We start from the raw sequence: 19,775 nt of genomic DNA, 5'->3' as shown, positions 1-19,775 counted from the left end.
GATCAGGCGGCGCTGCGCAGCTTCGGCAGGACCTCGGCGCCGAACGCGTCGATGAAGGCCCGCTGCTCCTGCCCGACGTGGTGCAGGGCGATCTGGTCGAAGCCGAGCTCCACGTACCGCTCCAGCCAGCCGGCGTGCCGCCCCAGGTCGGCGGAGACGTTGACCGTGGCGGTGACCTTCTCCATCGGCACGTCCTGGCTGACCACATCGAAGTGCTCGGCCAGCTCCAGATCCCAGCAGACCGGCGGGGCGAAGACGTTGCTGCGCCACTGGTCGTACGCGATGGCCTCGGCCTCGGACTGCTCCGGCGCCCAGCTCACGTGCACCTGGAGGTGCAAAGGCCCCCGCCCGCCGGCGTCCCGGTACGCGTCGATCATCTGGCGCAGGTGGTCGATCGGCGCGTTGACGGTGATCAGACCGTCCGCCCATTCCGCGCACCAGCGGGCGGTGGCCACGCCGACCGCCGCGCCGATCAGCGCCGGCGGCTGCTCGGGCCGGGTCCACAGCTTCGCCCGGTCGACCCGGACCAGGCCGTCGTGGCTGACCTCCTCACCGGCGAGCAGCGACCGGATGATGTCGACGCACTCGCGCAGCCGCGCGTTGCGGATGTCCTTGCGCGGCCAGCCGTCGCCGGTGATGTGCTCGTTGCTCGCCTCGCCGGTGCCCAGGGCCGCCCAGAACCGCCCCGGGTACATCGCGCCGAGAGTGCCGATGGCCTGCGCGATGATCGCCGGGTGGTAGCGCTGGCCGGGGGCGTTGACCACGCCGAACGGCAGGTTGGTGGCCTGCAGGGCGGATCCCAGCCAGGACCAGGCGAAGCCGGACTGGCCCTGCCGGGCGCTCCACGGGGAGAAGTGGTCGGAGGACATGGCGGCGTCGAAGCCGGCCCGCTCGGCGTGGCTCACCGCCTCCAGCAGCTTGCGCGGGTGGATCTGCTCGTGGGACGCGTGAAAGCCGAACGCCGTCATGGGCGCAACTCCTACCCATGACGGCGTTCGGCCAATCGCTGCTACTCGGCGTGCGCGCCGGCACCGGCCGACGGTGCGCCCTCGCCCATCCAGACGGTCTTGATGTTGCAGAACTCCCGCATGCCCAGCGCCGAGAGCTCCCGTCCGTAACCCGAGTTCTTCACCCCGCCGAAGGGCAGCTGCGGGAAGGAGGTGGTCATACCGTTGATGAAGACGCTGCCGGCGTCCAGGTCGGTGGCGAAGCGCTCCTGCTCCTGCGGGTCCCGGGTCCAGGCGTTCGAGCCGAGGCCGAACTTGGTGCCGTTGGCCACCTCGATCGCCTCCTCGTAGGACGACACCCGGAACAGCCCGGCGACCGGCCCGAAGACCTCCTCGGACCACATCCGCATCTCCGGCCGCAGGTCGGTCACGATGGTCGGCGGGTAGTACCAGCCGTCGCCGGAGGGCAGCTCGCCGCCGCAGAGGACGGTCGCGCCCTTGTCCACCGCGTCCCGCACCTGGGCGTGCACCTCGTCGCGGCCGCGCTCGGTGGCCAGCGGCCCGATCTCGGTCCCGTCCTCCATCGGGTCGCCGACCCGCAGCGCGCACATCCGCTCGGTGAACTTCTGCGCGAACGCGTCGAAGATGTCGGTGTGGACGATGAAGCGCTTGGCCGCGATGCAGGACTGGCCGTTGTTCTGGCAGCGGGCGGTGGTGGCCACCTCGGCGGCCTGGTCCAAATCGGCCGAGGGCATCACCACGAACGGGTCGCTGCCGCCCAGCTCCAGCACCGTCTTCTTCAGCTCGCGGCCGGCGATCTGGGCGATCGAGCGGCCGGCGCCCTCGCTGCCGGTCAGCGTGGCGGCCCGGACCCGCGGGTCGCGGAGGATCCGGTCGACCGCGTCCGAGCCGACCAGCAGCGTGGTGAACGCGCCCTCCGGGAAGCCGGCCCGCCGGAACAGGTCCTCCAAATAGAGCGCAGCCTGCGGAACATTGGAGGCGTGCTTGAGCAGGCCGGTGTTGCCGGCCATCAACGCCGGCGCGGCGAAGCGCATCACCTGCCAGAGCGGGAAGTTCCACGGCATCACCGCGAGCACCGCCCCGATCGGCTGGTAGCGGATGAACGCCCGGGTCGCCTTCACCGCGCCGGCGTCGGCCGGTTCGTCGGCGAGCATCTGCTCCGCGTTCGCGGCGTAGAACCGGCAGGCGGTGGCGCACTTGGTCACCTCGGCCTTCGCCGCCGCGTACGTCTTGCCCATCTCGGTGGTCATCAGCCGGGCGGTCTCGTCGCGCTCGGCGTCGAGCAGGTCGGCCGCGGCGGTGAGCCACTGCCCCCGTTGGGCGATCGTGGTGCCGCGCAGCTGCCGGAAGGCCAGATCGGCCCGTTCGATGGCGGCGTCGATCTGCTCGTCCGACATCGGGTCGTACGTCTTGAGCACCTGTCCATTGACCGGGTTGATGGTGGCGATGGGCATCTCGTACTCCTGTCACTCGAAGAGTGAGTGCCGCTTACCCGGCTCCTCGCGGTGGCGGGCGGCGCGGCGGCGCTGGATGACGAACAGGTCGACCAGGGCCACGACGGCCAAGACCGCGCAGAGGACGCCCAGCCCGGCCACGCCGGCCCGGAAGGCCAGCACCGCGAAGATGGTCATGGTCACCAGGCCGAAGATGGCGAGCGCGAGCCGCATGTTCAGCGCGCTGTACGCGTGGCCGACGGTGCCACGGGCACCGCGGGGCTGTGATCGCGTCATTTCTTCGTGCTACCCGGCCCCCGTGGCGGCTAACCTGCCCCGGTCCTCCCACCTGACCCGGCGACGGACGGGGGTAACGAGCCGGCGCCCTGGCGGAGCGGTCGCGTACCACGCCGTTTTTGAGGGGTTGACCGGGCGCGAGCGGCTCCGTCGGAGTCCGTCAGAGACGTCGGTTGAGCAGGCCCTCAGGGCCGTTGCGGTAGAGGGCGCGGGCCCGCTCGGCGAGGTCCCTGGTCGCCGAGGAGTTGGCCCAGGTGCCGAGGATGATCGCCGCGCCGGGGACCACCTTGGCGAAGATTCGCTTCGCCGCCCGCACCCCGGCCATCTGCGCCAGCCGTACGCCCAACTGGAGCATCACCCTGCCGATCGGGCGCTCCCCGGCCTTGCCGAAGAGCGCCCCGGCGCGTTCCCGGCCGGCGGCCACCCCGAGGGCGAGCCGCGCGGTCTCGGCGACCTTGTGCACCTTCTGCAGCACCAGCAGGTCGGTGGCCCGGTCCGGATGCACCGGGTCGACGCCGTACGCCGCTGCGACGTGCAGCACCAGCCGGGCCTGGGTCCAGGCCAGCACGCCCACGTCGATCACCGCGCCGGGCAGCCCGGCGGCGCCGGAGACCGCGCCGGAGAGCCGGGCGTGGTTGACGAACCGGCGGACCGCCTGGTCGGCCAGTTCGTCGGCGGGGAAGTCGGGTCGCTCCGAGCGTTCCCGGGCGGCCCAGTGCGCCGCCTCCGGCCCGAGCCGGCGAACGGCCTCCAGGGCCAGGTGCTCCGGGGCGTACTGCGGGTCCTCCCGCATCCGGTCCCAGAGCCTGGCCGGCGGCGCCTCAGGGGCGTCCGGCGGCGCGGCCGGCGTCACCGCGGGCGGCGTGGGGACGGCGGACTCGCCGTCGACGGGCGCGGAGTCGGTCACGAGGGCTCCTCCTGTCGATTCTCCCCATCATGTGTACCCGCGACCGGGCGGTGCCGGGTACCCGCGGTCAGCCGGCGATTGCGTTGACCACCTCGTTGGCCCGCCACTCGTGCTGGGCGTAGGCCCAGGGGAAGGCGGAGACCTGCACGGTCTGGGCGGCGAGGGTCAGCGGCATGTCCTGCCAGCCGGGGACCGCAACCAGGGCGGTGAGGAACTGCCGGGTGGCGAACTCCGGCTTCATCAGGTCGGGCACCGACCCCCACCCGCTGCTCGGGCGCTGCTGGAACAGGCCGACCGAGTCGTGGTCCCAGCCGATCGCCTGGTGCGGGTAGTTCTGCGACTCGGGCAGCACACCGCTGGCGTAGTTGTAGAGGTTGCTCTCCTGCATGGCGGTGGCAACCGCGATGACCAGCGCCCGGCGGGGCACGCCCATCTCCTGGCCGGCCTTGACGATCGCCTCGGCGTTGTCCATCTGGGCCTTGTCCAGCCCGGCAACCGGGGCGATCTCCTTCGGCTTCGGCTTGTCCTCGGGCTTCTTGTCCTCGGGCTTCTTGTCCTCGGGCTTCTCGTCCTCGGGCTTCGCGACATCCGGGTCGGCCGTCTGGGCGACCGGCGCGGACGACTGGCGATCAGCGTCCCGGGAGGCGGCGTCCTCGGTCGCCCGCGGGGCGGCCTGCACCGGCTGGGCGGCCTCCACCGGCTGGGCCGGCGCCTCGGAATCGCCGGCGGCGCCGGCGCCGACCTGGGCGAGGCCCACCAGGCCGAGGCAGCAGACCGCGCCGGTGGCCACCGCCACGCGGGCCCGGCCGGGCCGATCGGTGAGGGGGTTTGTCAGGCCGCCGAAGCGGGTACGGAGGAAGTCGAGCCGGGCTGCGAGGTCGAACCGGGAGGCGAGGCGCTCGAGAGGCGTGGTTGACCGATCGGTGGAGTGGGTATCGTCCGAACGGTCAGCCGAGCCGCCGAGGCCGTCGTGGTCGTCGAGGGTGCCGTCGTTACGCATTCGACGAGGCTAGGCAGGTGGAACGCTGGTGACCCAGCGTGACCGAGTGGTCCTGGCCACATTCTTGCCCATTGAAGCCGGACCTCGTGTACGGCAGCGACGGCGATCGACACAAACCTCGCGGAACCGGCAAACCTCCAACCGGGCACGAGGCGTGTGCTCGAAGGCAGCTACCACGCGTCCGGCCACCCACCCCCCGATGATCAACTAACTCATACTTTCGGGCGAAGGATGACTCGACCTTCCGGCCTGGCGGTCAGGGAAGATCAGTGGGTTCGCCCCGATTTGATCACCCGGTTCGCCGAATTGTGATCATCCATTGCCCACCGGACCCACCCGGAACGGAATGGATCACTATTGGCGGTACGTTGCCCGAACCGGGTGCCGTCCACGCACGGCCGCCGTACGCGCGTTTCCAGGGAGGTCCCAACCGGTGCTCGACCCACACGAGCTCTACGAACTCGCCGACGATCTGCCCGACCTCGGTCAACCGGTGCTGATCCAGGCGCTCACCGGCTTCGTCGACGCCGGCAGCGCCACCCGGCTGGCCCGGGAGCAGCTGCTCACCTCCCTCGAGGCGCGCCCGATCGCCCGCTTCGACGTCGACCAGCTCTTCGACTACCGCTCCCGCCGCCCGATGATGACCTTTGTCGAGGACCGCTGGGCCGAGTACGACGCCCCGGAGCTGGCGCTGCACCTGCTCCACGACGATGACGAGACCCCCTTCCTGCTGCTCACCGGGCCCGAGCCGGACCTGCAGTGGGAGCGGTTCGTGGCCGCGGTCGCCGGCCTCACCGCCCGGCTGGACGTCCGGCTCACCGTCGGGCTCAACTCCATCCCGATGGCGGTGCCGCACACCCGCCCCAGCGGGGTGACCGCCCACGCCACCCGGCGGGAACTGATCGCCGGCTACGAGCCGTGGCTGCAGCGGGTGCAGGTCCCGGGCAGCGTCGGGCACCTGCTGGAGTTCCGCCTCGGCGAGCAGGGCCGCGACGCGCTCGGCTTCGCCGCGCACGTGCCGCACTACGTCGCCCAGACCGAGTACCCGGCCGCGGCCGAGGTGCTGCTCGCCTCGGTGTCGCGCAGCACCGGCCTGCTGCTGCCCCGGGACGGGCTGCGCGCGGCCGCCGAGGTGGTCCGGGTGGAGATCGACCGGCAGGTCGCCCAGACCGAGGAGGCGGCCACCCTGGTCCAGGCCCTGGAGGAGCAGTACGACGCGTTCGCCCGGGGTCGCGGTGAAAAGAATCTGCTGACCCCTGAGACCGGCCCACTGCCCACCGCCGACGAACTCGGCGCCGAGCTGGAACGCTTCCTCGCCGAGCAGACCCGCCCGAACGACACCCCGGGGAGCTGACCCGGCGAGTCGGCCGCCGATGCGGCAGGCTGGAGCCATGCGCCTGGCGACGTGGAACGTGAACTCGGTGAAGGCCCGCCTGCCCCGGCTCCTCGACTGGCTGGCCACCACGAAACCCGACGTCGTCTGCCTCCAGGAGACCAAGTGCCCCGACGGGGCGTTCCCGGTGGCCGAGGTGGGTGAGCTGGGCTACGAGGCGGCCAGCCACAGCGACGGCCGGTGGAACGGGGTGGCGATCCTGTCCCGGGTCGGGCTGGCCGACGTGGCGGTCGGTTTCCCCGGCGAGCCCGGGTTCCCGGAGCCGGAGGCCCGGTCGATCTCGGCCACCTGCGACAGGCTGCGGGTCTGGTCGGTCTACGTACCGAACGGGCGCACGCCCGTCGACCCGCACTACGCGTACAAGCTGGCCTGGTTGGCGGCGCTGCGGGACGCGCTCGAACCGGAGCTGACCACCGGGCTGCCGCTGGCCGTCTGCGGTGACTTCAACGTCGCGCCGACCGACGCCGACGTGTGGGACCCGGCCCTCTTCGTCACCTCCACCCACGTCACCCCGGCCGAGCGGGCAGCCCTGGCGGCGCTGCGCGACCTCGGGCTCAGCGACGTGGTCCCCACCCCGATGAAGGGCCCGCACCCCTTCACCTACTGGGACTACCGGGCCGGCATGTTCCACCAGAACAAGGGCATGCGGATCGACCTGGTGTACGCCTCGGCGCCGTTCGCCCGCGCGGTCCGCAGCGCCTACGTGGACCGCGAGGCCCGCAAGGGCAAGGGCCCTTCCGATCACGCGCCGATCGTGGTCGACGCCGACCTGGTCCCGGCCGTCGAGGCGTTCTGAGGCGGTTAGGGTGGGTCGCATGGCAGTCGTGAAGATCAACGCGATCGACGTCCCGCCCGGCGCCGGTGAGGAACTGGAAAAGCGGTTCGCCGCCCGGGCCGGCGCCGTGGAGAACTCGCCCGGCTTCCTCGGCTTCGAACTGCTCCGCCCGGTCGCCGGGGAGAGCCGCTACTTCGTCTACACGAAGTGGGAATCGGAGGAGGCGTACCAGGCGTGGGCCTCCGGGCCGTCCCGGGCCGCGCACGCCGGTGGCGAGCAGCGCCGGCCGGTCGCCACCGGGGCCACGCTGCTGGAGTTCGAGGTGGTCCAGCAGGTGCCCGGCAAGGGCTGAGGCCGTCACTTTGGCCCTGCCCCTTGCGCGGTCCCCATATGCCTCAGCAGCGATATGCCTGAGAGTCATGAACATGCCGGAGAGTCATATTGCTCTCGGCCTCGAACGCGGCAATGACGGTCAGGGCTGGCGAGTGTCCACAAGGGACGCGAAGGCGATGACGTTGTCCCGGTAGCCGGTCCTCCCGCCGACCCACTCGCCGCCGCAGGTGATCAGCCGCAGCCCCGGCGGGCCCTCGTCGCCGTACACCCGGTCGGCGGGCAGTTCCGCCTTGTCGAAGTGCTCGACCGTGTCGACCTTGAAGATCACCACGCTCCGGTCCGACCGGGTCACCTCGATCCGGTCGCCAGGCTTGAGCTTGCCCAGGTTGTAGAAGACCGCCGGGCCGCTCTTGGTGTCCACGTGCCCGACGATGATCGCCCGGCCCGGCTCGCCCGGAGTCGGGCCCTTGTCGTACCAGCCGGCGTCGTTGTGCTTGCTCAGCGGCGGCACGTCGATGGAGCCGTCCCGGGCCTGCCCGACCCGCATCACCGGGGCGGTGACCTTGATCGCCGGGACGGAGAGGCTCACCGGTCGGCTGGCCTGAAGCTCGCCCCGCTCGCGCGACTGGCGCGGGACCTCAGCGGCCCAGTCGAACGGCCCGACGGTGCGGCCCAGCCCGGCCCCGGTGGCGAAGACGCCGACCAGCACCAGCACCACCGCCAGCGGCGCCGACCAGGGGCGACGCCCCGGCCGCCGGTCGCGGCGCGCCACGCGGGCGGCCGGCTGCGGGGCGGAGTGGCTGGCCATGGCTCACCGTCGCGCGGCGCCACGGACGGTACGGGGGCGGCGCAGCGCCACCAGGCCGACGATCACCCCGGCCAGGGTCAGCGCCAGTCCCAGGGGTACCAGCAGGTTACCGAGGTTGAATCCGGCGGTGCCGCCGAAGCCGGTCGCCGGCCCGCGGCTGGGGGCGGTCGCCGGCCCGGGACCGGGGTCGCTCGCCGGCCCGCGGCTGCGCTGGACGCCCCGCACCACCTGGAGCATCGTCGAGGCGCTCTGACCGCCCGGGCACTCCAGCTTGACCCGGTAGCTGCCGGGAAGGGCGCGCTCCTTCACCATCGGCGAGGCGGTCAGCAACCCCCGCTGCGGCTGCACCTGGATCCGGCCGAAGGCGTCCGAGACCACGATGGCGGGCACCGAGTTCTCCCGGCAGCTCGCCCGGATGCCGACCAGGAAGCCGGCCTCGACCGTGCTCGGTGTCACCTCCACGAAGATCACGTCTGCCGGCGGCTGCGCGGTGGGCGCCGGCTCGGCGACGGGGAGCGGGCCGGCCAGGGCCGGGGCCGCCCCGAACAGGAGGGCGGCGAACGCGGCGCACGCGATCACCGACGCCGTGCGTCGTGTGACTGACACCATGTCCCCTCCCGGCGCCGGAGGCGGTACCGGGCAGCGGGCCGCCCGTCCTGCCGTACGGGATGAATCCTCTCACCCCCGGCCGCACCTCACATCCGATCCGCGGAACCGTCGCGTACGCTCGAATCGCTGTGACCTCCACCGACCAGACCCTCACCGCACGGCCGGTCCACGCCGCCCCGATCCGCACCTTCCATCCCCGCCGCGGCCGGATGAGCGACCGCCAGCGCGACGCGCTGCAGCGGCTCTGGCCCGCGTACGGCCTGGACATCGGCGCCCCCGACGGGCCGTTCGATGCGACGGCGCCGTTCGGCCGGCGGGCCCCGCTGGTGCTGGAGATCGGCTCCGGCATGGGTGACGCCACCGCCGCGATGGCGGCGGCCGACCCGGACCGACACTATCTGGCGGTTGAGGTGCACACGCCCGGAATCGCCAACCTGCTCGAGTTGGTCGAGCGGCACGGGCTGAGCAACGTCCGGGTGGCCCGGGGTGACGCGTTGGACCTGGTCCGGGCGATGCCGGAGGGCTCGCTGGAAGCGGTGCACGTCTTCTTTCCGGACCCGTGGCCGAAGGCCCGGCACCACAAGCGGCGGCTGATCCAGCCGACGCACGTCGCGCTGCTGCGCTCCCGGCTGGTCCCCGGCGGGACGCTGCACTGCGCCACCGACTGGGCCGAGTACGCCGAGTCGATGCGGGAGACCCTGGCCGCCGACCCGGGCCTGGTCGACGCCCACGACGGGTTCGCGCCGCGCCCGGGGCACCGGCCGGTCACCAGGTTCGAGCGCCGCGCCCTCACCGCCGGCCGCTCGATCTTCGACCTCGTCCACCACCGGCGCTGAGGCGCCGCCCGGCCGACGCGGTTTCGCTCCCGGCGGAGCAGGGCCGGACGACCCGGTTGGCGCGGCGGACCATGATCCAGGCACGATAGAACGGCTATGACGCTCACCGCCGCGCTGCCGAGAAGCGCCGACCCCGACACCCTTTACGACACGTTTGCCGGCTGGGCGAAGGAGCGCGGCCTCGACCTCTACCCCCACCAGGAGGAGGCGGTCATCGAGATCGTCTCCGGGGCGAACGTGATCATGAATACGCCGACCGGCTCCGGCAAGAGCCTGGTCGCGATCGCCGCGCACTTCGCCGCCCTGGCCGACGACCGCACCACCTTCTACACCGCGCCGATCAAGGCCCTGGTCTCGGAGAAGTTCTTCGCCCTCTGCGAGGTGTTCGGCGCGGAGAACGTCGGCATGCTCACCGGCGACGCCAGCGTCAACGCCGACGCGCCGATCATCTGCTGCACCGCGGAGATCCTGGCCAACCTCGCGCTGCGCGAGGGCACCCGGGCCGACGTCGGCCAGGTGATCATGGACGAGTTCCACTTCTACGCCGAGCCGGACCGGGGCTGGGCCTGGCAGGTGCCGCTGATCGAGCTGCCGCAGGCGCAGTTCATCCTGATGTCCGCCACGCTCGGCGACACCACCCGCTTCGTCGACGACCTGACCCGGCGCACCGGGCGGCCGACCGCCGTCGTCCGCTCGGCCGAGCGGCCGGTCCCGCTCCTCTTCTCGTACGCGATGACCCCGCTGCACGAGACGCTGGAAGAGCTGCTGGAGACCAGGCAGGCCCCGGTCTACGTGGTGCACTTCACCCAGGCCGCCGCGTTGGAACGCGCCCAGGCGCTGATGAGCGTCAATGTCTGCACCCGGGCCGAGAAGGACATGATCGCCCAGGCGATCGGCGGGTTCCGGTTCACCTCGGGCTTCGGTAAGACGCTGTCGAGGCTGGTCCGGCACGGCATCGGCGTGCACCACGCCGGCATGCTGCCCAAGTACCGCCGGCTGGTGGAGACGCTGGCCCAGGCCGGGCTGCTCAAGGTCATCTGCGGCACCGACACCCTCGGCGTGGGCATCAACGTGCCGATCCGCACGGTGCTCTTCACCGGCCTGTCCAAGTACGACGGGACGCGTACCCGGCTGCTCAAGGCCCGCGAGTTCCACCAGATCGCCGGCCGGGCCGGGCGGGCCGGCTTCGACACCCTCGGCCGGGTCGTCGTGCAGGCCCCCGAGCACGTCATCGAGAACGAGAAGGCCCTGGCCAAGGCGGGCGACGACCCGAAGAAGCGGCGCAAGGTGGTCAAGAAGAAGCCGCCGGAGGGGTCCGTCGGGTGGGGCAAGCCCACCTTCGAACGGCTGGTCGAGGCCGAGCCGGAGCCGCTCACCTCCAGCTTCCAGGTCAGCCACTCGATGCTGCTCAACGTCATCGGCCGCCCCGGCGACGCGTTCGCCTCGATGCGGCACCTGCTGACCGACAACCACGAGGACCGGGCCGCCCAGCGCAGGCACATCCGGCGGGCCATCGCCATCTACCGGGCGCTGCGGGCCGGGGGTGTCGTGGAGGAGCTCGACGAGCCGGACGAGACCGGCCGGCGGGTCCGCCTCACCGTCGACCTCCAGCTCGACTTCGCGCTCAACCAGCCGCTGTCCCCGCTGGCGCTGGCCGCCGTCGAGCTGCTGGACATGGAGTCCCCGTCGTACGCCCTCGACGTGCTCTCCGTCATCGAGTCGATCCTCGACGACCCGCGCCAGGTGCTCTCCGCGCAGCAGTTCAAGGCCCGCGGCGAGGCGGTCGCCGCGATGAAGGCCGAGGGCATCGAGTACGAGGCCCGCCTCGAACTTCTCGACGAGGTCACCTGGCCCAAGCCCCTCGCGGAGCTGCTGGAGTCGGCGTACGAGATGTACCGGCAGGGCCACCCGTGGGTCGCCGACCACCAGCTCTCCCCCAAGTCCGTCGTCCGCGACATGTACGAGCGGGCGATGACCTTCACCGAGTACGTGCAGTTCTACGGGCTGTCCCGGTCCGAGGGCCTCGTCCTGCGCTACCTCGCCGACGCGTACAAGGCGCTGCGGCAGACCGTCCCCGAGGACGCCAGGACCGAGGAGCTGGTCGACCTCATCGAATGGCTCGGCGAACTGGTCCGCCAGGTCGACTCCAGCCTGATCGACGAGTGGGAGCGGCTGCGCAACCCGTCCGACGTGGCCGAGGCGGCCGAGGCGCACGCCTCCCTGGACGACCGGCCGCCGGCGGTCACCCGCAACGCCCGGGCGTTCCGGGTGCTGGTGCGGAACGCGCTGTTCCGCCGGGTCGAGCTGGCCGCCCTGCGGCGGTGGGACCTCCTCGGGGAACTGGATGCGGAGAACGGCTGGAACGCGGACGCGTGGGCGGACGCGCTGGAGCCGTACTTCGATTCCTACGACTCGATCGGGGTCGGGCCGGACGCGCGCGGGCCGGCGCTGCTGATGATCGAGCAGGGCCGGGAGCGCTGGCTGGTCCGGCAGATCCTCGACGACCCCGAGGGCGACCACGACTGGGGCATCAGCGCCGAGGTCGACCTCGCCGCCTCCGATGAGGCCGGTGCGGCGGTGGTCCGCGTTACCGAGGTCGGTCAGCTTCAGCCCTGACCGGGCGTCACCGCCGGGCGGGTGAGCGGCGCAACCGCACCCGCCCGCCGGACACGCCCGACACGGGATTCGGTTTTCCCGGTTCGCCCTCATTAGGGGGTTTTCCCTCGCTACTCTCGTTCACTGTACGCACCGCCGCCATGACTCTTCGCATGGCCCGGTCCACGGACCCAGGTGGCGCGCTGGCAAGCGAAAGCATCCAGTGATCGAGTGAACGTCGAGGTCTAATCGTGATGTATCGGGCAACCCCGAGCGCTCGTCCACCTGAGTCGGACACGGACCGCGGCGGTCGCCGCGCTCCACGAGGCGCGCCCGGTTCGCCGAGCCCCGGACAGGCCGAGCGGCGGACGTAGTCCAATCTCCTCCCCCGCTCCGCACGCCCGCCCGGTCGGCCGCGCGTCGACCAGCCGGCAGGGTCGCACTCCTTCTCATCGCATCCGCGGACGGTGGCGCTGCGCCCTGCGTGACCTGCGCCGCGCAGCCTCCCCGTGCTTTGTCCGCACGACCGTTCGCCAGCGCCCCGGCACTCCGACCGCGAGAGTTTGTAGAGGTACCTGTGCGCATCCTCATCCTGGTGTCAGAAGCGCCACCCATCGTTTCGGGCATCTCCCGCTGCATCGACCGGCTCACCCAGGGCCTGCAGTCGCGTGGGCACCTGGTCGACGTCATCTCGGCCATGGACATCCCGCGCATGGTGCTGGGCGAGATCCGGATCAGCTCCTTCGGGCTGTTCTGGCCCCGGATCGCCCGACGACTGTCCCAGTACGACATCGTCAACCTGCACGGGCCGGCGCCCACCATGAGCGACGTCTTCCTGCTGCTCAACCGCCTGTCCCCGGGAAGGCGGCGGCCGCAGATCGTCTACACGCACCACAGCGCCATCGAGATCAGCGGCGTGCGGGCGGCGTGCGCCGTCTACAACCGGGTGCACGAGGGGCTGGCTCGCACGGCGGACCGCATCATCGTCACCTCCCGCGCGTACCGGGACCTTCTTGCCAGACCGCTCGGGCCCACCGTGGAGGTGGTGCCGTGGGGGGTCGACGGCGCGGACAGTTCCCTCCCGCGTCCACTCCCGAAGACCGGGCCGCTGAAGGTCCTCTTCGTCGGCCAGATGCGTCCGTACAAGGGAGTCGACACCCTGCTCAGGGCCGTGGCCGGGCAGCCGGCGCTCAGCGTGACCCTCGTCGGGTCGGGCCCCCTCCTCGACCAGTACCGCGCCCGGGCTCGCGCGGCGGGCGCAACCAACGCGACCTTCACCGGCCGGGTCAGCGACGAGGAGCTGCAGGCTCATTACCGCGCCCACGATGTCGTCGTCCTGCCGTCGACGACCAGGGCCGAGGCCTTCGGTCTGGTGCTGCTCGAGGGAATGGCGGCCGGCTGCGTCCCCGTCGCGTCCGACCTTCCCGGGGTGCGGGACGTCGCCTCCCCCACGGGCTTCGTGGTCCCCCCACGCGACCCGCACGCCCTCCGCCGAGCCTTGCTGTCCCTCTCCGCCGATCCCGCTCGCCTGCACCACCTCCAACAGGTCTCACAGGAGGCGGCGCGCCGGATGGGCTGGAGCCGGGTGGTGGAGCGCTACGAGCAGGCGTTCGTCAAAACGGTCGAAGCCTGGCAGGCAAGGCAGCCAAGAGCGCTGCCGACGCCGTGGGCCAGCGGGCGGCTCACGCTGACCGGCCTGGTAGAGGACTTCAAGGCGAGCTCCGCGTCGCTGCTCCTGTTCCGCCGGGGACACGTGCCTCGGGTCGCCGTCGCGTGGGGATCGGCGACGTTGCCGGAGCGCCGGCTCGCGCAGCGCACCTGGACCGCGGGTCGCCCCCAGTTGCTCGATCCGACCACTTCGGACTCCGACCTCACGGACTTGATGACGCTCGCCGGCATCGGCAGCGCGATGTCCGTCCCGTTCTCGTGTCGCGCCGGCATGACCGGGGTGCTGAACTTGTCGTTGGCCAGCACCGAGGAAAGGGCCTTCACCCCGTACGACCTGGAACGACTGGTCGGGCTGTTGTCCTCGGATCGGCGGGGGGAACTCGCCGACACGAGCAGTCACTCCCGCGAGGTGGCGTCCGACCCCACGGGGCACTAGGTGTCGGTCGCCACACGTGATGAGACGGCCGCCAAGGGCGGGGTGCTGCTGGTGGCCCGTTTCGCGGTCATCGCCCTGCTGAACTACGCCCTGGGCATCGTCCTCGCCTGGCTGCTGTCCGACGAGGAGTACGGCCAGGTCAGCACCGTGCAGGCCGCGCTGCTTCTCGCGGCCTACACGGTCAATTCCGGATTCCCGTGGATCGTGGCCACGACCGAGGCCCGGCGGGGGCGCATCGATCCCGGCTACGCCGGGGCGGTCTTCCGAAGTTCCCTGCTCGGCAACACCGCCTTCGGCCTGGCGCTCGCTTTCGGCTTCGTCTTTCTCCAGGCGGCCGGCGTCCGACTGCTACCGCCGGAATCACTGCTGATGGTGGCGATGGTGGCCGCCTCCTTCCCGATCTTCGCGGTCAACGCCGTGTTCAAGGGGGCGCTGCACGGCCGGCGTCGCTTCAGCGCCTTCGGGCTCGTCCAGGTCGCGGAAGTGCTCGTCAAATGTCTGGTCGCGGTGGTCCTGGTCGTTGCGCTCAACCTCGGCGCCGCCGCCGTGGCCTGCGCCTTCCTGGCCGGCAGCCTGGTCGCGGCCGTACTGGGCGCCTGGCGACTACGCGACGACCTGCCGCTGCGCGGCGGACGTCTGGCCGGGATCAGCACCTACCGCAGCACCCTCCCGATGTTCGTCGGGAGCGCGGGTTTCGCCCTGTTCGCCACCGCCGACGTGCTCGGACTGCACAGTATCGGGTACGCCTCCGGCCTCACCGCCACCACGGTGGCGATGTACCAGGTCGCGGTCCTGCTCGGCCGGGCCCCGTACTTCGTCGCCGACGCCCTCGTCGACGCGGTCTTCCCGTTCATCGCCCGGAGGCACGACTCACCGGAGTCCTCCCACCGGTGGTTCAGCGCCGCGGCCCGGTGGATCTTCCTCGCGGTCGTCCCCATCGAACTGGTCCTGGTGGTACGGCCGCAACCGTTCCTGCAGTTGTTCTTTCCGGCGGCGTACCAGGCGGTGCTCCCGCTCATCCAGGTGGTGTCGCTGGGCGCACTAGGGATGATCGGCTGCGGGATCTACGGAAAGAGTCTGCAGGCGCTGGGACGGCGCGGAGCGGTCGCGACGGTGATGCCGGCCGTGCTGGTCGTCGAATTCACGGTCCTGGCGGTCCTGGTGCCCCGGCTGGCGGCCATGGGAGCGGCGATCGCGTTCGCCCTCGCCGGCTGGACCGGAGCGCTGCTGCTCGCGCTGACATACCACCGGCATCAGCGGATCGGATTGCCCGGGAGAGACCGGGCGGCCCGCTACGCCGCCGCGCTGCTGGCGCTGCTCGGCGGCCTGGCCGTGACACCGCAGGCGCCGGCGGTCCTGACCCTCGGACTCGTCACGGTGGCCGGCCTGGCGTACCTCGGGGTGGCCCGGTCGCTCAACCTGATCACGTCGGCGGACGTCTCGCGGCTGCGGGGCCTGGCGGATAAGGCCCGGCTGCTTCCGGTCGGGGCCATGCCGCCCATCGCCACCGCCACCGTCCGAGCGCTTCGCACCGGGTGGGGCAGGTACGGGTGGCGAAGAGCCCGTCTTCCGGCAGCGCTCATGCTGGCCCTGCTCGCGCTGACCGGATTGCTGTTCACGGCCAACATCACGACCAGTCCGGACACCCAGTACGACGAGGTGGTCTACACCCGCGCAGCGCAGCAGGTGGCAACGACCGGGGAGCTCACCTGGTCCACCGAGCCGGTGTTCGTACACCCACCGCTGTACTTCCTCCTGCAGTCGGCCTGGCTGAAACTGCTCGGCCTCGGCGACGCCCCGCTGTTCGACGCCATCCACGCCGCTCGGCTGATCACGGCCACCGCGGGCGCCGTGGACGTCGTCCTGCTCGGACTGCTCTGTCTCGCGGTGACTCCGACCGTGCGGCGGGGCCGGCGCCTGCTGCTCGTCGCCGCGGTGGTGGTCGTGGCCGCGACCGACCCGGTCCTGCTGCGCTACAGCAGGCTGGCGATGATCGAGCCGCTGGCGCTGCTGGGTTGTCTGGTCACGATTCTCGTCTCGTGGCGTGCCCGCCACTGGAGTACCCGCCGCCACCTCCTCGTGGTCGGACTCCTGACCGGCATGACGCTGCTCGTCAAGGAGATCTCGGTCTTCCTGCTGCTGTCCCCGGTCGTCTTCGGAGCCCTCGCGTCCGAGCGACGCTACCTGAGGCGAGCCGCCGGCTCCCTGGCCATCGGTTGCACCTTCTGGCTGGCGTTCCCGCTGTGGGCCGCCCTGCTCGGCGCGTCGGGCCGGTTCTGGGAGGTCAAGCTCTTCACGCTGCAGCGCCTGCTCGGTCTGCTCCAGGTCACCGGGTGGAACCGCCCCGGCGTCTCGTTCACCGCGGCCGTGACCCGTTCCGCCCCGCAGTATCTGAGCACCTATCTGCTCCTCGCGCTGGGCGCGGTCGCCCTGGTCTGGTTGTTCCTCCGACGCAACAACGAGGCCGCCACCTACCTCCTGGCGTTCCTCGGCTGCAGCTACACGTTCGCGGCGTACATCCTGGTCCAGGGCACGCTGAACGAGCAGTTCTTCGTGTACATCGTGCCGGCGGCGATCATCGGCGCCCTCCTGGGACTCGACGCGCTGCTCACCGCGCTGCTGTCCCGAGCCCGCACGAGCTTCCTGCCGGCGATGGGCACGCTGCTGGCCGGCGGCCTCGCCGTCGGACTCGCCGCCCTGCTGCCGGTCACCGCGCTCCTCAGCTGGGGATCCCAGTACGCCCGCAGCCACAACAACGGCATCGAACAGATGTCCGGCTTCGTCGACACGCACTTCCCGGCCTGTGCCACCTTCAACACCAGCGGCGACGTCCAGAAGTACGTCTACTCCCTGCAAGGCCAGACGGTCACGCGGTTCGGCAGCGGGCCGGGAGCGCTCGCCCACGGCGTCCACTTCTTCTTCCTCAATCCCAAGGACGCGATTTCCGGCTACGGGCGGATGTCCCCTGACCTGGCGGACTGGATCCGCAGCAACGGCCATCCGGTGGCCACCTACGCCAGCAACACCCACCACGGTGTCCAGCTGTGGGAGGTGAAACCCGACCAGTACGAGCAATCCGCCGACCTCGAGCCGATCCACGGTGGCGTGTTCGTGCACACCGTGGGTTCCCGCTGCGGGGGCTTCTCGGTCAAGGACGACGCGGACGGCCTGTTCCTCCGCGAGTTCGGGGCCCTCGGTGGCAAGAGCGTCGTCGGCGCGCCGATCAGCCGTCCCTGGCGGCAGGGTGATCGGGCGTATCAGGCGTTCAACGGCGTGCTCATGGAGAGCTCGCCGCGGGCACCCGGACGACTACCGGCCGTCCGTTCCGTTCCCGCAGTGGCGGGTCTCGCCACCCAACACCCCGCCACGTACCGGCGGTACCAGCTGCCCCCGATCCGCTACCCGGACACGGCGCGACCTCCGACGAGTCAGGTGCTGGGGCACCTGAACGACGTACGGATCGCCCGCGCGTATCTCGGCGTGCCGCTGGCGGAGGCGACGGACTCCGATGTGGCACGCGCTCTGGACCACCTGGGATCGCCGTTGGGCCCCGCCACCACCATGCCGGACGGGGCCGTCCGGCAGGCGTTCTCGGCGGTGATCTTCGAGCGGCCGGCCGTCGCTGCCGACGTGGTGCGGCTGGCACCGGTCGGCCGGGCACTGGACGAGGCCCGGCACGTCGTGCCGGCATCAGCCGCTCAGCCGCAGGCCCCTCCGCCCCTGCCGGCTGCGCCACAGGCCCGGCTGCCCAGCACGGTGGCGCCCCTGATCACGTCACTCGCCGGACTACTCCTGGCCCATCTCGCGGTGAGCGCGGTCCTGGCCCGCCCGCGGCGGCTGCCCCGCAGAACCGTACGCCCCTCTCCCGCCTCCGTGTGGACGCCTGACACATCGAAAGGACCGGCGTCATGAGAGTTCTGGTGGACGGACGCGTCATCGCGGACCGCTATCACGGCATCGGACGGCACACCCTCGAACTGTTCCGGGCGCTACCGGTCTCCACCGACGTGGAGCTGGTGGTCCTGGCGGCCGAGCCGCCCGGGCGCCTCACCGCGTGGGAACTGGGTGCACGCCCGGACGTCTGGCTGGTCCCGGTGGGCGCGCCCGTGGTGTCCCTGTCGGGACAGGCCTGGTGGGTGCGGCTGCTCCGGCAGTGGCGTCCCGACGTCGTGTTCGCGCCCTACCACCTCGCGGTCCCCTGGCTGCACGGGCGGGTGCCGGTCGTCACCGTCGTACACGACTGCATCTTCGAGACCGAGCCGGCATTCGCACCGAGCCTGCGGATGCGCCAGTTGTACCGGCTGGCCACCCGGATGGCGCTGGCCAGGGCAGACGCCGTCGCGACGATTTCCCACGCCAGCCGCCGGGACCTGCGGCGCCACTACGGCCTCGCGATCGACGAGGAGAACGTCATGCCGCACGCCGTGGGTGACCAGTTCCGCATCGGTGCGGACGACCGGACGCCGCGGCCGGCGAACCTCCCGTCGCGGTACATCCTGCACGTCGGCGTGCGGCGCCCGCACAAGGACCACGCGACCCTGCTGCGGGCGTTCCACCTGCTGAGCCAGCGGTGCGCGGACGTGACGTTGGTCCTCGTCGGAGAGTCCGACAAACGGTTCCCAGATCCCGTCCCGGAACTGGCGTCCCGGCTGGGCCTCCAGCGGAGGCTGTTGTGGTTGCCCCGGGTGAGCGAGCAACGCCTGGTCCAGTTGTACCGCCACGCCGACCTCTTCGCGTTCCCGAGTCTCATCGAAGGCTTCGGGCTACCCGTGCTGGAGGCGATGGCGGCGGGCGTGCCGGTGGTGGCAAGCGACGCCCCCGCGGTCGTCGAGGCGGGCGGCGGTGCCGCGCTGATCGCGCCAGCGGGGAACCCGGTGGCCTGGTGCGAGGCGATGGAGCGGGTCCTGGCGGACCCCTCGCTCGCCGACCGGCTGCGCCGGGCGGGGCGCGCCGCGGCGGACCGGACCTCCTGGCAGACCTCGTCCATGGCCACGCTGAACCTGCTCAGAAGAGTGGCCGGCCACGCGGTCGAGGAGGTTATGGCGTGAACTGGCCGACTCAGCTCGCCACCTGGTTTCGCCCCCCGCTTCCCGCGGCTGTCGGGCCCGGGCACCTCGTCCGGGGCCGAGCGCTCGCTGCCCGCCTGCTGGTGCTGGTCACCTTTGCGGTGCTGGCCGGCGGGGCGCTAGGGCTCAAGGCCGCCGGACGGGGCGAGCGGGAGCCGCTGCCGCCGCTGCCCGGCGTCGCGCGCGTCACGCCGCATGTCCTGCGCGGCGGCCAACCGGACGACTTCCAGCTGCGACTGCTTCGCGACTCCTACCACGTACGGGCGATCGTCAACCTGCGCCACGCGTCCGGCGCCGAGTCGGACATCGCGGCCAGCTTCGGTCTGGACTTTCTCGGACTTCCGCTGGCTGTCGGGGAGGCTCCGACGACCGCGGATCTGGCGACGCTCGCCAGCTTCGTCCGGCGCTACGAAAACGGCTCGGCCGTCGTCCTCGTGCACGACGACGTCGGCGGCGGACGGGCCGTCACGACCGGCCTGATGCTGCTGATGCTGCGGGGTGAGTCGCTGGACGCCGTGACGGGCACGCTGCCGGCGGCGGACAAGCGGCACCTGAGCGCCGGCCAGTGGGACGCGCTGAGGGCCTTGAACCAGGTGTTGGCCGGGCCCGGGCGCGCGACGCCCGGAACCCGTGTGGGCGGGCGGTGACGCG

At 71.7% G+C, this 19,775-nt stretch carries 16 protein-coding genes; 9 read left to right on the top strand and 7 right to left on the bottom strand.

Annotation, left to right across the window (positions count from 1 at the left end):
- Window positions 1-2: 2 nt before the first annotated feature.
- The 5 genes from GA0070624_RS14325 to GA0070624_RS14305 form a co-directional block, all read right to left on the bottom strand.
- On the bottom strand, window positions 3-968 hold the full coding sequence (locus tag GA0070624_RS14325; RefSeq protein ID WP_091341290.1) for a TIGR03885 family FMN-dependent LLM class oxidoreductase: 966 nt from the start codon (window positions 966-968) through the stop codon (window positions 3-5).
- A 41-nt stretch (window positions 969-1,009) separates the two neighbouring features.
- Window positions 1,010-2,422: an NADP-dependent succinic semialdehyde dehydrogenase gene (locus GA0070624_RS14320; RefSeq protein WP_091341289.1), complete on the bottom strand. Its 1,413-nt coding sequence runs from the start codon at window positions 2,420-2,422 to the stop codon at window positions 1,010-1,012.
- A 12-nt stretch (window positions 2,423-2,434) separates the two neighbouring features.
- Window positions 2,435-2,698, bottom strand: coding sequence for a DUF6343 family protein (locus tag GA0070624_RS14315; protein ID WP_091341288.1), 264 nt, complete (start codon window positions 2,696-2,698; stop codon window positions 2,435-2,437).
- Window positions 2,699-2,858: 160 nt separating this feature from the next.
- Entirely contained in the window at window positions 2,859-3,605 is a 747-nt protein-coding gene (locus GA0070624_RS14310) for an EcsC family protein (protein WP_091341287.1), read from the bottom strand.
- 67 nt (window positions 3,606-3,672) lie between these two features.
- Window positions 3,673-4,605 (bottom strand): peptidase M23, encoded by a 933-nt coding sequence (locus GA0070624_RS14305; RefSeq protein WP_091341286.1) that lies wholly within the window; start codon window positions 4,603-4,605, stop codon window positions 3,673-3,675.
- Between the two features lie 433 nt (window positions 4,606-5,038).
- Here GA0070624_RS14305 and GA0070624_RS14300 point away from each other — a divergent pair, with 433 nt between their 5' ends.
- From GA0070624_RS14300 to GA0070624_RS14290, 3 genes are read left to right on the top strand one after another with little or no spacing between them, the layout of a single operon-like run.
- Window positions 5,039-5,959 carry a proteasome assembly chaperone family protein gene (locus GA0070624_RS14300; protein ID WP_091341283.1) on the top strand — a complete coding sequence of 307 codons (921 nt, stop codon included), beginning with the start codon at window positions 5,039-5,041 and terminating at the stop codon, window positions 5,957-5,959.
- 37 nt (window positions 5,960-5,996) lie between these two features.
- Window positions 5,997-6,794, top strand: a complete 798-nt coding sequence (locus GA0070624_RS14295) for an exodeoxyribonuclease III (protein WP_091341282.1) — start codon at window positions 5,997-5,999, stop codon at window positions 6,792-6,794.
- A gap of 19 nt (window positions 6,795-6,813) precedes the next feature.
- The gene (locus tag GA0070624_RS14290; RefSeq protein WP_091341281.1) at window positions 6,814-7,125 is read left to right on the top strand and encodes an antibiotic biosynthesis monooxygenase family protein; all 312 of its coding nucleotides are present in this window, start codon (window positions 6,814-6,816) and stop codon (window positions 7,123-7,125) included.
- Between the two features lie 120 nt (window positions 7,126-7,245).
- On the opposite strand, the gene GA0070624_RS14285 is transcribed toward GA0070624_RS14290, so the two are convergent.
- Together GA0070624_RS14285 and GA0070624_RS14280 are read right to left on the bottom strand one after the other, a co-directional pair.
- The gene (locus GA0070624_RS14285; RefSeq protein WP_091341280.1) at window positions 7,246-7,914 is read right to left on the bottom strand and encodes a class F sortase; all 669 of its coding nucleotides are present in this window, start codon (window positions 7,912-7,914) and stop codon (window positions 7,246-7,248) included.
- A 3-nt stretch (window positions 7,915-7,917) separates the two neighbouring features.
- Window positions 7,918-8,523 (bottom strand): hypothetical protein, encoded by a 606-nt coding sequence (locus GA0070624_RS14280; protein WP_091341279.1) that lies wholly within the window; start codon window positions 8,521-8,523, stop codon window positions 7,918-7,920.
- A gap of 128 nt (window positions 8,524-8,651) precedes the next feature.
- Between GA0070624_RS14280 and trmB the strand changes: the two genes are divergently transcribed.
- The 6 genes from trmB (at window position 8,652) to GA0070624_RS14250 (ending at window position 19,771) form a co-directional block, all read left to right on the top strand.
- A complete protein-coding gene (trmB, locus tag GA0070624_RS14275) occupies window positions 8,652-9,359 on the top strand; it encodes a tRNA (guanosine(46)-N7)-methyltransferase TrmB (RefSeq protein ID WP_425413506.1) in 708 nt (235 codons plus the stop codon).
- Window positions 9,360-9,455: 96 nt separating this feature from the next.
- Window positions 9,456-11,975 carry a DEAD/DEAH box helicase gene (locus GA0070624_RS14270; RefSeq protein WP_091341277.1) on the top strand — a complete coding sequence of 840 codons (2,520 nt, stop codon included), beginning with the start codon at window positions 9,456-9,458 and terminating at the stop codon, window positions 11,973-11,975.
- Window positions 11,976-12,549: 574 nt separating this feature from the next.
- On the top strand, window positions 12,550-14,058 hold the full coding sequence (locus tag GA0070624_RS14265; protein WP_141715017.1) for a glycosyltransferase family 4 protein: 1,509 nt from the start codon (window positions 12,550-12,552) through the stop codon (window positions 14,056-14,058).
- On the top strand, window positions 14,059-17,970 hold the full coding sequence (locus tag GA0070624_RS14260) for a polysaccharide biosynthesis C-terminal domain-containing protein (protein WP_091341275.1): 3,912 nt from the start codon (window positions 14,059-14,061) through the stop codon (window positions 17,968-17,970).
- Entirely contained in the window at window positions 17,967-19,106 is a 1,140-nt protein-coding gene (locus tag GA0070624_RS14255; protein WP_091341274.1) for a glycosyltransferase family 4 protein, read from the top strand. Before GA0070624_RS14260 ends, GA0070624_RS14255 begins: the two co-directional genes overlap by 4 nt.
- A complete protein-coding gene (locus GA0070624_RS14250) occupies window positions 19,103-19,771 on the top strand; it encodes a protein-tyrosine phosphatase family protein (protein WP_091341273.1) in 669 nt (222 codons plus the stop codon). The genes GA0070624_RS14255 and GA0070624_RS14250 overlap by 4 nt, the downstream gene beginning before the upstream one ends.
- The last annotated feature ends 4 nt before the right edge of the window (window positions 19,772-19,775 follow it).

This window comes from Micromonospora rhizosphaerae (assembly GCF_900091465.1).
Taxonomy (GTDB): domain Bacteria; phylum Actinomycetota; class Actinomycetes; order Mycobacteriales; family Micromonosporaceae; genus Micromonospora; species Micromonospora rhizosphaerae.
The sequence above is the reverse complement of the archived record's forward strand: the minus strand, read 5'-3'. Positions and strand labels throughout refer to the sequence as shown.